We start from the raw sequence: 12,922 nt of genomic DNA, 5'->3' as shown, positions 1-12,922 counted from the left end.
GATAAATATGTGTAGGGTTAAGAGATTTTTGACTGACTTGTGGAGGGCGTTCTACTAGGACACCAGCTTGGTTCAGACGATAAAACAACAAAGCGCTGCATCATAGTGTTTGAACGGATAAATAATGATTCAACTTTACTCCTTACCTTTAATTGTCTGCTCTAGCATCAGCTTTATTCTAAGCTTGTTTTTCATGCTGCTATATCATCGTCTGAAATCACGTCACGAAGAACAAGTGTACTATTACTTGATTTTTTCGCTATCAGCATTGTTAAGTAGTGTCTTTTTAGCAGCCTTTGCGATCCTCATTAATTCTTCTGAAAATCTCGATTATCTCAATATATCCAACCGAGTGACCATCATTACTGCAATGTTCACCATTGTGATTGGCCTGCATTTCTTTGTCGCATTCTTTGAATATAAAGCCCCTGTGCTACTCAAATTATGCTATGCCATATGTGGCGTCTTTTCTTTACTAGCCTTGGTACCAAATCAATATTTTCTAGCCAAAGAGTATTATGCCACCTCAACATATTACACCGGCCTGGTATTTGGTCCTTTATTCCAGCTGTGGGGGATCTGGATACTGTTATTAGCAGGATACTGTATCGTTATTCTTACTCGGATCTATGTGCGTCAATACAAAAAGAAAAATAATTCTCTTGGCACAGTGCAATTACTTTTAGGGGCTACGAGCATATGGATGGTAACTGGCGTAGCTGATACCTTAACAGGAATACAAGTTATTGATCTGCCGCCCTTAACATGGGTTGGTTCTTTTTTAGTAACATGCTGCAATGCTTGGATTCTAGTCCTTCATATTGACGATCTTTATGAGCAAAGGCGACAGTTAAATAATCGTCTTATGTATGATCATCTTACTCAGGCTTTCTCACGCAGCTACTTTGAATTCCGTTTGACCGAAGCCATTAATAAAATGTCGAGAAACCATTCAATTAAATTACACCTATGTATATTTGATATAGACAATTTTAAAACCATTAATGATAGTTATGGACATATAAACGGAGATGAATTACTCAAAGCAATCGCAACTATTGTCAAAGAGAACATTCGCCCCATTGATTGCTTTGCTCGTTTGGGCGGGGATGAATTCGTTCTTCTACTTATTGACTTAGATGATCAGCACGCTTATGAGATCGTTGCACGGATCAAAAAGAGTATATTTGAAACCACATTTGGGCTAAGCACACTGCAATTTAGTGCTTCATGTTCTTTTGGGATGGTGAGCTCAGGGGCTGAAAACTTAGTAAGTAAAAATCTATCAAAACAACTATTATCTAAAGCAGATGAAGCCCTCTATATCGCCAAAAATCAAGGAAAGAATACAATTAGAGTGTTAAATCTATCGGCATCAGAAGCACTAATGACCTAGCGTGCTGGCGCAAGAAACGATTGATAATATTTATTATGTATCTATTTAACCTGAACTCGGGATAAGAATTGAACTAAACGCCCTCTTTACGATCAGATCTTTCGACCAAGAAGGATTTAATCATGCAGAGGGCGTATGAATAATTTAGTGGATATATTTTGTGATGTCGATGATTTTTGTGCTGTATTCATTCCGCAATGGAAAACACAATGCCTGACTGACGGCACACGAAAACGTCAGCGCTCAAATCGAATGGACATGAGCGAAATAATGACCATTATCATACTCTTCCATACATCCCACCACCGTGACTTCAAGAACTTTTATACTGGTTATCTTGCTCGATTCTTTAAATCTGATTTTCCACATTTGCTCAGTTACAGTCGCTTTTTGGAACTAATGCCCACAACTGTCGTGCCATTGTGCAGCTATTTTTGTACCATAAGAAGTCAGCCAACAGGGATTGAGTTTGTTGATTCAACGAGTATCAAGGTCTGTCACAACTTACGAATTCCAAGGCATAAAAGTTTATCGGGCCTCGCTAGCCGAGGAAAAGGCACGATGGGATGGTTCTACGGGTTTAAACTTCACCTAATTGTTAATCACAAAGGCGGCATTGTAGCCGCCAAAATAACGCCCGCGAATGTGCATGACACTCAGCCTGTTTCGGGGATGGTGGTTAACTCAATGGATAAACTTTATGCCGACAAAGGCTACATTAGCAGAGCACTGGCGAGCGACTTACTCGAACAAGGTGTTACGATCGTCAATAATGTCCGTAAAAACATGAAAGCTAAAGCATTATCCCTATGGGATAGAGCGATGCTTTCACGTCGATTTATCATTGAAACCATCAATGACCAGCTAAAAAATATTTCACAAATAGAGCATACAAGACATCGAAGCGTGCATGGTTTTATGTTGAATATGATAGGCGGATTGATTGCCTATCAACTGAAAGAAACTAAGCCACAACTCAATATTACGAATGCTGAGTTTGGCGCTATTGTTGTTATGGCTTAAACCGATCTCAGGTTATTTAGTCATGGACTACTATCAATGCTAAGAAGCTATACAGAATCTGTTACAGAGTCGAACACATTGTCATTCATGATGTTGTCCCCCCATACAATGTACGCTAATAAAAATTGAATATAAGCAAAACAAACTAACGCAAACATTACTTCCCAAAAAAGCCGATAGGGTTTCCCTTATCGGCTTTTTTATCTCTGCGCACTTGCCTGTGCAGAATTTATCACTTCAGGATTAGTCTCTGAAGTTGTCGAACTGGAATGGTTGTCCGAGTTCTGATTCTTTGGCTAGACGCATGACCGCTTGTAGGTCATCGCGCTTTTTGCCAGTGATGCGTACTGAGTCGCCTTGAATAGCGGCTTGCACTTTAAGCTTGCTGTCTTTGATGGCTTTAACTAGCTTTTTAGCAATCAGTGAATCGATACCTTGCTTAAAATTAACTTTTAAACTGAAGGTTTTGCCACTGTGAACCGCTTTGTCATCGACTTCCATTGACGACGGATCGACGTTGCGTTTACTCAACTGAATACGCAAAATATCAACGAGCTGCTTACAAATAAAATCATCTTCCGCTTTTAGCGTGACAACGTTGTCTTTGTATTCAATTTCAATTTCTTTACCACGTAAATCAAATCGGCTAGCCACTTCACGGCGAGAGTTTTCTACCGCGTTACGTAATTCTTCTTCATCAACTTCCGACACAATATCCATAGATGGCATGTTGCTTTCCTCTTTGATTCATCACATTTATATACGGCTATTTTACACTAGGAGTCATTAACAGGATAGTGGAGTACACTTAGGCTCTATTAAACCGATTATCGTGCGCTAATATCCCATTGATTAACAAAATATCATTAACCAGCTATTTTAAATGATAATGTAGTTAAAACGCCCATTCTATTGAGTTTTACGACTATGGGTTTGTCATTATCAATAGTAAAAACGGCCCTTTTTGAACAATTGTTACTTTCTATAGAGGTTAATTAGTGACAATTTTAAACAGGTTTCTTATTATTAGCGATATTCTCATTTCACAAGGCTGATGTTACGCTCGTGATCACTTATAAAAACATTTTTAAACTTGCGTTAGTTGTTGCTGTGATAGTGACTAGCTATCTTGTTTTTTCAAAACCAAGTTACCCGCAAACGTTCGCCCATATGGATAAAGTGGGCCATTTAGGCAGTTTTTTAGCCCTTTCATATCTAGCACATTACGCTTTTAAACCGCGTTGGTATTTTTTGTGTACCTCTTTGGCAGCCTATGCAGTGTTAATTGAATTGATTCAATCTCGCTTACCTTACCGCAGTGCATCAGCTGCCGATGTCATTGCCGATTTTGTCGGGATTGCATTATTTTACTTATTGCACTTTTCTATCAATAAGTACCGTAAATTAAAAGCGAATCGTTAATACCTCATGGTAAGAACATCAGCGTTGCCAGCGTCATCCACACACGACAATAATGCTCTTATTGCCGTTTTAGGTGCAGGTGCGATTGGGCAATTGATGTATCATAAATTGAGTGTTAATACCCAAGAAACTCAAGTAAACGAGGTGATGTTGATTGGCAGAGATAAGCAGACTCGCCATCAACAATTGCGTTTTATTGACCACACCCAACACACCCATGAAGCCTTAGCGACTATATTGGGAACAGATGATAACCGCTTAGCGCGAGTTGAATTACTGTTTGTGTGTGTTAAAGCCTATCAAGTCGAGCAAGCGCTTTTACCTTTATTACCGAAACTGTCGCCTCAATGCCATATTGTATTACTCCATAATGGTTTAGGGCCGCACTTACCTGTTGCTGCAGCCCTTATGCGTTATAAGGATATGGGCTTAACCTTAGGCACCACTTCACAAGCGGCGTTGAAGTTAAGCCCGTGGCAGGTGAAGTACAGTGGTTTGGGTGTGACTCAGCTAGGTCATTATTGTGGCTCTGTTATGTCGGCAGCATTAAAGACATGCTTAACTCGTCTACATAGTGACAACCAACCGATTGAGTGGCATCAACCTGTATTACCAGTCTTGTGGCAAAAGCTGGCCATTAATGCAGTAATAAACCCGTTAACCGCGTTAAATCAGTGTGCGAATGGCCAATTGGCAGCAACAGAATATCAATCACAGATCAGTGCCATTATCGATGAGCTAGTAGAAGTGGCTAAATATGATGGCATCATATTAGATAAGGCGGCTGTCAAAGTGCGGGTTTATCAGGTGATTGAGTTAACCTCGGCAAACTTCTCATCTATGTATCAAGATGTCGCCCACAGCAGACCGACTGAAATTAATGAGATAAATGGCTACATTTGCCAGCAAGCCAAGGCGCTTCATCTTAATGTGCCCAATAATCAATATCTCGTCGACAAGGTTTGGCAATTGAGTAAATCTTGAATGCGATGCTATCACTCGCCTCAACTCAATTTAAATCATCGGGTAAGTCAGCCCAAATCAAAATATTTGGACTGATAACTATTCGCTACTGGATTTAGCTCCACATTACCAAAACAGCTGCTATCGCGATTAAAATCAAACCCGCTACATCGTTAATTTTAACTTTATCTTTAAGCCAAAAAACAGCGATCATCAAGGTAAAAAACACCTCAATCTGGCCGAGTGTTTTAACATAAGGCACAGCCTGCAACGACATTGCACTGAACCAACCAATTGAACCGATACAACTGGTGATACTAATTGATAAGGTTAATGTGGGTCGTTGCCATAACGCCGCTAAAGTCGATTTATCTTTTGCCAGCAAATAGCCTATTAGCACGATGGTTTGTAAGCCAATAACCCACAGTAATACCCATGCAGCACGATGCGTAAACGGCCCTTGTAGGGTTAAACTTGCTTCGCGCACCCATAGGGAAGTCAACGCAAAAGCACTGCCACACGCAAGCCCTAACAAGACTGTTTTAACTGAGAGCTGTTTAAAACCTTGTTTGCTGCTTAACAACATTATTGCTAAGCCGCCAATAACAACGCCTATCCAGCCTAATAGAGATAATTGAGTGCCGAAAAATAGCACCCCAAGTATTGCAGCGACTAATGCTTCACTTTTAGCCAGCCCGGCACCAATGGCAAAGTTTTGCATTTTAAACAGTTTAACCATCAAGCCTGTTGCTAGAATTTGCATCGATGATGCACCAATCACAAAGCCCCAAAATGTCCTCGTAAATTCAGGTAATGCACTAGGTTGATATTGATGTAAACCATACAGATAACACGCAGCAATGGGGCCGGCCCAAATGAATCGAGCCAAGGTAACACCTGCAACACTGACTTCTTTACTGAGTTTGCTTTGAAATGCATTGCGCCACGCCTGCATAAACGCAGCGAGGAAGGTAAACATGATCCACATAATTAACTATTGCTCATTACATAAAAAAGCCCTGAAACTTGGTAAAAAGTCAGGGCTTATACAAGGGCAATTAGATTACTGTTTACGACCATTAAAAGACACTGATTAAATGCCTAATTGATTAAAAATCAACTTACCGCTGTTTCAGTCATTCAATGTCATTGATGGCTTACTTGCTGGTATCAATAAACTCAAAAGATTTAACCAATTCATCAACCGCTTTCATCTGCGTTAGGTATTTCTCTAATAAATGCAGTGGTAGCGCACATGGGCCATCGCATTTTGCATTATCAGGATCGGGATGGGCTTCGATAAATAGACCCGCTAAACCTAATGCCATACCACTACGAGCAAGCTCGGTTGCTTGTGCACGACGTCCACCAGCAGAATCTGCTCGTCCACCAGGGCGTTGTAGTGCATGAGTGGCATCAAATATTACCGGATAACCGGTTTGTTTCATTTCGTCCATGCCTAGCATGTCTACAACGAGGTTGTTGTAACCAAAACTACTGCCACGTTCACATAAAATAATATTGTCATTACCGGCTTCGTTAAACTTGGTAATGATGTGACGCATTTCGTGTGGCGCTAGAAACTGCGGTTTTTTCACATTGATCACTGCACCGGTTTTCGCCATTGCCACTACAAGATCAGTTTGGCGTGCTAAAAATGCAGGCAACTGAATAATATCGACAACTTCTGCAACTGGCGCACACTGATGAATTTCATGCACATCGGTTATCATCGGTACGTTAAAGGTTGATTTTATTTCTTCAAAAATACGTAAACCTTCTTCCATACCAGGGCCACGGTATGAGTTAACCGATGAACGATTGGCTTTATCAAAAGACGCTTTAAACACATATGGAATGCCAAGCTTTTGGGTCACTTCCACATAATGCTCGGCAATCGACATCGCTAAATCGCGCGACTCAAGCACATTCATACCACCAAATAACACGAACGGCTTATCGTTAGCGACTTGAACGTTATTAGATAACTGAATAATTTTTTGATCCATTTGATCCTCTTAGCGCATTACGCTGCAACAATTTGTAATAACTGACCACATAGCCATGCCATGTAAGTACCTAATGCATAACCGAATACTGCCAACAACACCCCTACAGGTGCTAATGCTGGATGGAATGCAGCAGCCACCACAGGCGCCGATGCTGCTCCGCCCACGTTTGCCTGGCTGCCCACTGCCATATAAAACAATGGCGCTTTAATGAGTTTAGCAACCAATAACATTAATCCTGCATGCACTAACATCCACACGATACCGATTAAGAAATAAATCGGCGTATCCATGACTTTAGACACATCCATATGCAAACCTATGGTTGCAACGAGAATGTATAAAAATGCCGAGGCGATTTTAGATGCGCCAGAGGCTTCAAGATGACGCACAGGGCTAAATGAAAGTCCTAAGCCAATAGTAGTCACAATTACCACTAACCAGAAGAATTTAGAGGTTAAACTGTAATCTTCGGTCCACGGATAGTTGGCTTCAAAGAATGGCCCCAAGAAATCTGCCGCAAAATGGGCAAAACCTGTCACCCCAAACCCAACAGCCACAATTAACATGATGTCGCGAAGTGATGGAATACGTGAATTCTCGGCGTGGTACTTTTCTACTTTCTCTTTTAGTGCTTCAATTGCGGTGGTGTCTGCACCCGTTCTGGCATCAATCTCTTTAGCTTTTGATGCCATAAACAGCAGTACTGCCATCCAGATATTGGCCACGATGACATCTACCGTAACCATTACCGAGAATATCTCACCACCGACCGAATAAATCTCTTTCATCGCGGCTTGGTTTGCACCACCACCAATCCAACTTCCCGCTAAGGTTGTCATGCCGCGCCATACGGCATCTGGACCATTACCACCTAGTAGTGATGGATCTATCATTGATACGCTTAATAGCGCAATCGGTCCGCCAATAACAATACCCAGCGTGCCGGTTAAAAACATTATCACCGCTTTAGGGCCTAAACTAAGAATGGCTTTTAAATCGACACTTAAAATCAATAACACTAAACACGCAGGCAATAAATACCGCGAAGCAACAAAATACAGTTGTGACGCATGACCATCAATCACGCCAAAAGTGTTTAGTAATGAAGGTAAGAAATAGCACAGTAGTAATGCTGGGATGTATTTATAGAATTTTTGCCAAAACGGATGGGTAGATGAACTAGTGTAAAAAACAAAACCTAAAATAACGGCGAGTATACCCAGTGCGGTGGCATCATTGCTCACCATTGCTGACGTTGTCATGCAGTGTTCTCCCTTACAAATACATTATATTTTTTGTTGTTATTGTGATTGTTATTGCGAAAATCAATGGTGATTAAAATCGCATGATTTCGCAGCAGAGCTTTTAAAACTGAGCTTGCTGGCGCCCGACTTGCGAACTAAAGCCACTTTGAGTTAACCCAAAGCAGCCTGTTCGGCAGGTAATATCACATCATTAATGATAAACCTGCATATGTTGACTGAGTTCCTTTAATTGAATCTTAACCAGCTCAATCACCGGATCATGCGGACTCAAATCAATGAAGTGTTGTAAATCAGACATGGCCACTTTAATGCAACCTAATTGCTGCGCAATAAACGCTCGCTCGCGATTAAGATGTACATCATCTGGATGCCATTGTAATAATAAATTACAGCATTCCATTGCCTGTTCAAATTTATGACTGACAATACAACCCGCTTTTAGCTCATGTAACATGCGGCTAATTAATCGTTTTAGCGTAGCTGTTTTTAGATGACTCGGCTTTAATTTAGCCGCATTACCCAATTCACCGCGTACAAATGCATGCAACTGATGACGGCTAAGCTCTTCACCTGTAAGCGGATCATGATATCTAATAACATCATTCACTTGGCTTTTTAATACCGTATTACCGGGTAATAAAACCGCCTCGAGTGTTAAGTCGAGTTGCTTAGCCAATAAAATGAGTAATATTGATAACGTGGTGCTGTTACCTTGACGCTTTAACACGCAATAGCTTAAATCTGCCGCCTCAACACTAAAATAGTCATCGCGAGCACAAAAGCCTAAATCATTGTAAAACCACTTAAACAGACCTTCAAGCCGTGCTTGTTGGTCAACAACATAGTGACTCAATACCGAACCAGCCATTTCATACCATGCCCACATAGCAGGTTTAGAGGTTGAAAAGCCAAGATGTTCAGAGAGTTCAAATGCAGTTTCAGGTATCGAAACTGCATCATCAAGATGATATTTTGCCATTAAAAACCAATTAACCCATGAATACGACTTGTTTAAAATGAGCCAGTTTGGCCGCTAACACTACCCAACCTATTGCACCGATAAAAGCAAAAAACTTAAACAGTTTATTACGGTTAGATTTAAGTGCCATGATGCCTAAAGCAATGTATGCCGCAACACAGATGATTTTTTCTGTCATCCATGGATCAACAAAAGGATATTGTTTGATCATAAAGCAAAGAGTGAAGCCTGATAGTAATAAAAAGGTATCAATAACATGTGGCGCCACTTTAACAAACTTTTTTTCCATAATAGGAGACTGACGTAAATGCAAAACAAAACGCACGATAAAAAAGATCACACTCATGGCAACTAGCATCATGTGAGTATGCTTTACCGCTGGATATAAACTGTAAAATGTTTCCATTAATTAAGTCTCATTAAAAAGGTCAAAATAAAAGGTGGCTAGTCTACTCTATCAACCAGCCACATACCAATATCACGATGAGTGTTATTTACTTAGAAGGGAAACGCCGAGTAAGACAGGATTATCAATCAGCCCATTGTCCTAGCGTACATCGATCATTGCTGCCAAAGTCTCGCACTGTGGCGACATTTTGATAACCCAGCTCAATCAGTTTTTCACGAACTTTGATTGCCTGCTCATAGCCATGCTCAAGCAATAAGTAACCACCGGGAAGTAAATGAGCCCGTGCTTGCTCTGCAATGTAATACAAATCAGCATAACCTTCATTGCCTGCGGTGAGTGCACTTTGCGGTTCAAAGCGAACATCGCCTAAATGAAGATGCTCATCGGCTTCATCAATGTAAGGAGGATTAGACACAATTAAATCAAAATCGCGCTGCTCTACCGCTGAAAACCAGTCCGACTGGATAATTTCGACTTCGGTTAAATTAAGATTACCGCGATTAGCTTTAGCAAGCTCGACAGCCTCAGGCACATTATCAATGGCAGTAATTCGCCATTTTGGCCGCTCAGACGCTAGAGCCAATGCAATGGCCCCCGTTCCGGTACCTAAATCCAATACTTTGGCATTGTGACGCACAGATAAGTTCAGTGCAGTCTCTACTAAAATTTCAGTATCAGGTCGTGGAATAAGGGTGGAGTCGTTGACAATGAAGGGTAATGACCAAAACTCTCGCTCACCAATAATATGCGCAACCGGAGTACCACTTTGACGCTTAGTAATCATCTGACTATAAGCTTTAAATTGCTCACTGGTCAGCTGCCGCTCAGGCCAAGTGTATAAAAAACTGCGATTTTTATTCATACAATGCAATAGCAATGCCTCTGCATCCACATGTGCAGATTCAGAGGTTGCAGCTAATTGTGAATAAGCCCATTGCAGGGCTTCAGCAATTGTTGAATACGAAGACTGAGTCAAGAGCACTCCTTAATCGTCAGCTAACGCTGCAAGCATGTCTGCTTGATGTTCTAGCATGATAGGTTCAAGCAAGACATTTAAATCGCCTTCCATGACTTCATTCAAGCGATATAGCGTTAAGTTGATACGATGATCACTTACGCGACCTTGTGGGTAATTGTACGTTCTAATACGTTCAGAACGATCACCACTGGCCACTAAACTACGGCGGGTTGTTTCTTCAGCGCTACGTCTTTTTTCATCTTCAACCGCTTGAATACGCGCTGCCAATACACTCATCGCTTGGGCACGGTTTTTATGTTGTGAACGCTGATCCTGACACTCAACAATAATGCCCGATGGAATATGGGTAATACGAATAGCAGAATCGGTTTTGTTAACGTGCTGACCACCCGCACCAGAGGCGCGGAATGTATCCACTTTTAAGTCTGCTGCATTAATCGAAATCGCTTCAGCCTCTGGTACTTCATGCAATACCACAACAGTACAAGCAGAAGTATGCACACGGCCTTGAGATTCGGTTTCAGGCACACGTTGAACGCGATGTCCGCCTGACTCAAACTTTAATTTGCCGTAAGCACCGTCACCACTGATTTTAACAATGATTTCTTTAAAGCCGCCATGCTCGCCTTCGTTGACATTCATCACTTCCATTTGCCAACGGTTGGCTTCACAGTAACGTGAATACATACGATATAAGTCGCCAGCAAAAATAGCCGCTTCATCACCACCAGCACCGGCGCGAATTTCAAGAAACGCGTTGGTGTCATCGTTAGGGTCTGTTGGCAATAGTAAAACTTGTAATTCATCTTCAAGCTTTTCTAGCACTTGCTTTGACTGCTTATACTCATCTTGCGCCATTTCGCGCATTTCAAGATCGTCTTCTTCAAGCATCTCTTTGGCGTAGTCGAAATCTTTTTGAGCTTGTTGAAATGCCTTAAAGCTACTCACAACATCTTCAAGTTGAGAATATTCTTTTGATAATCCACGAAAACGGTCTTGATCCGAAATCACGGTAGCATCACTGAGTAACGCTAATACTTCTTCATTACGTTCGAGCAAGCCTTCAAGCTTGCGGATAACGGATTCTTTCATTTAGCTCGCTAACCTTAGTTTTTATCTAAACCAAGCGCAGTTCTTAATTGGCCTAACGTATTCAAATCACCTTGGCGGCTTGCTGAAGTGAGCGCTTGTGTAGGTGAATGTATCAAACGATTGGTCAGCCTGTTAGCTAACTCAAGTATCACTTGTTCACTATCACTGCCTTGAGATAATTTATTCAAGGCACGTTCAACTAATTCATCTTTAATAGCCAAGCTCTGGCTGCGATATTCGCGAATACTGTCGACTGACTCTAAAGACCTAATCCACTCCATAAATAAGTGTGATTGATCTTCAGTAATTAATTCTGCTTGCTCGGCGGCTTCTTTACGTGAAGCCATGTTCTGTTCAATTATGCTATGCAGATCGTCTACAGTATAAAGGAATGCGTCGTCTAACTCTCCGACTTCTGCTTCAATATCTCTTGGAACTGCAATATCCACCAACAACATAGGTTGGTGACGACGCTGTTTTAGCGCTTTTTCGACCATACCTTTACCTAAAATAGGCAAAGGGCTGGCGGTAGAGGATATCACGATATCGGCTTTAGCGAGAAAGTCTGGTATTTGTTCTAAGGTAATTGCGGTCGCATTAAACTCTTCACACATGGCTTGAGCACGTTCAATCGTGCGATTTGCCACCACCATAGAAGCAACACCATTATCTTTAAGGTGCTTAGCGACTAATTCAATGGTTTCTCCAGCACCAATGAGTAACACCTTAGTGGTGCTCAACGATGAGAAAATATGTTTGGCCATGCTGACAGCGGCAAAGGCAACAGAAACCGCGGCGGCACCGATTTCAGTGTCAGTACGCACTTTTTTAGCCACTGAGAAAGTATTTTGAAATAAACGATCGATGGTTAATGCAATAGTGCCTGCTTCTTTGGCTTTCACAAACGCTTGTTTGACCTGTCCCAAAATTTGCGGTTCGCCTAGCACCAGAGAATCTAAACCTGACGCTACCCGCATTAAATGTTTGACAGCAACTTGTTCTTCATAGGCGTAGATACACGGCATTAAATCGCTATGATCTAAACCATGATAATCTTCTAACCATTCAATAATGTCTTCCTTTTCAGCATTATTGCAATATAGCTCAGTTCGGTTACAGGTAGACACAATAACAGCCTCACCCGTGCGGGTGCGACTGGCCAAGCTTTTCATGGCATCATGAATGCGGTCTGGAGAGAAAGCGACTTTTTCACGCAAATCTACCGTGGCGGTTTTATGGTTTATCCCGATTATTACTAGGCTCATTAGACGGTATCAAGTTCTTTTCGGTGACGTTAATTAGGCTATTCTACTGAATTGGACCAACTAAAAACACAATTGGCTTAACAAAACCGAATAAATGTCTAAATTTTTATTTATTGA

13 protein-coding genes are annotated in these 12,922 nt (G+C 41.4%); 4 read left to right on the top strand and 9 right to left on the bottom strand.

The annotated features are described in order from the left end of the window. The first annotated feature begins 124 nt into the window (after window positions 1–124). Window positions 125–1,396 (top strand): GGDEF domain-containing protein, encoded by a 1,272-nt coding sequence (locus HNW13_RS00720; protein WP_192114334.1) that lies wholly within the window; start codon window positions 125–127, stop codon window positions 1,394–1,396. 135 nt (window positions 1,397–1,531) lie between these two features. Next, on the top strand, window positions 1,532–2,419 hold the full coding sequence (locus HNW13_RS00715; protein ID WP_192116090.1) for an IS982 family transposase: 888 nt from the start codon (window positions 1,532–1,534) through the stop codon (window positions 2,417–2,419). A gap of 243 nt (window positions 2,420–2,662) precedes the next feature. Here HNW13_RS00715 and HNW13_RS00710 read toward each other — a convergent pair whose 3' ends face one another. Then, window positions 2,663–3,148 carry a YajQ family cyclic di-GMP-binding protein gene (locus HNW13_RS00710; protein WP_101088723.1) on the bottom strand — a complete coding sequence of 162 codons (486 nt, stop codon included), beginning with the start codon at window positions 3,146–3,148 and terminating at the stop codon, window positions 2,663–2,665. Window positions 3,149–3,484: 336 nt separating this feature from the next. Between HNW13_RS00710 and HNW13_RS00705 the strand changes: the two genes are divergently transcribed. Further along, entirely contained in the window at window positions 3,485–3,841 is a 357-nt protein-coding gene (locus tag HNW13_RS00705) for a VanZ family protein (protein WP_101088722.1), read from the top strand. A gap of 6 nt (window positions 3,842–3,847) precedes the next feature. Next, window positions 3,848–4,825 (top strand): 2-dehydropantoate 2-reductase, encoded by a 978-nt coding sequence (locus HNW13_RS00700; protein ID WP_192114332.1) that lies wholly within the window; start codon window positions 3,848–3,850, stop codon window positions 4,823–4,825. Between the two features lie 94 nt (window positions 4,826–4,919). On the opposite strand, the gene HNW13_RS00695 is transcribed toward HNW13_RS00700, so the two are convergent. The 8 genes from HNW13_RS00695 to hemA form a co-directional block, all read right to left on the bottom strand. Then, window positions 4,920–5,792: a DMT family transporter gene (locus HNW13_RS00695; RefSeq protein WP_101088720.1), complete on the bottom strand. Its 873-nt coding sequence runs from the start codon at window positions 5,790–5,792 to the stop codon at window positions 4,920–4,922. Between the two features lie 169 nt (window positions 5,793–5,961). Further along, window positions 5,962–6,813 carry a 3-deoxy-8-phosphooctulonate synthase gene (gene kdsA / locus HNW13_RS00690; protein WP_011636211.1) on the bottom strand — a complete coding sequence of 284 codons (852 nt, stop codon included), beginning with the start codon at window positions 6,811–6,813 and terminating at the stop codon, window positions 5,962–5,964. 17 nt (window positions 6,814–6,830) lie between these two features. Continuing rightward, complete coding sequence (locus HNW13_RS00685; protein WP_101088719.1) at window positions 6,831–8,078, bottom strand: DUF819 family protein; 1,248 nt, start codon at window positions 8,076–8,078, stop codon at window positions 6,831–6,833. 193 nt (window positions 8,079–8,271) lie between these two features. Next, on the bottom strand, window positions 8,272–9,060 hold the full coding sequence (locus HNW13_RS00680) for a tetratricopeptide repeat protein (protein ID WP_101088718.1): 789 nt from the start codon (window positions 9,058–9,060) through the stop codon (window positions 8,272–8,274). A 10-nt stretch (window positions 9,061–9,070) separates the two neighbouring features. Continuing rightward, window positions 9,071–9,466: a SirB2 family protein gene (locus HNW13_RS00675; protein ID WP_011636208.1), complete on the bottom strand. Its 396-nt coding sequence runs from the start codon at window positions 9,464–9,466 to the stop codon at window positions 9,071–9,073. Between the two features lie 124 nt (window positions 9,467–9,590). Continuing rightward, window positions 9,591–10,445, bottom strand: coding sequence for a peptide chain release factor N(5)-glutamine methyltransferase (prmC, locus tag HNW13_RS00670; RefSeq protein WP_059744790.1), 855 nt, complete (start codon window positions 10,443–10,445; stop codon window positions 9,591–9,593). A gap of 9 nt (window positions 10,446–10,454) precedes the next feature. Beyond that, window positions 10,455–11,540, bottom strand: a complete 1,086-nt coding sequence (gene prfA / locus HNW13_RS00665; RefSeq protein WP_101088717.1) for a peptide chain release factor 1 — start codon at window positions 11,538–11,540, stop codon at window positions 10,455–10,457. Window positions 11,541–11,554: 14 nt separating this feature from the next. Next, window positions 11,555–12,805: a glutamyl-tRNA reductase gene (hemA, locus tag HNW13_RS00660; RefSeq protein WP_182744293.1), complete on the bottom strand. Its 1,251-nt coding sequence runs from the start codon at window positions 12,803–12,805 to the stop codon at window positions 11,555–11,557. Window positions 12,806–12,922: the final 117 nt, after the last annotated feature.

Origin of the sequence: Shewanella sp. BF02_Schw (assembly GCF_014596695.2) — a bacterium.
Taxonomy (GTDB): domain Bacteria; phylum Pseudomonadota; class Gammaproteobacteria; order Enterobacterales; family Shewanellaceae; genus Shewanella.
The sequence above is the reverse complement of the archived record's forward strand: the minus strand, read 5'-3'. Positions and strand labels throughout refer to the sequence as shown.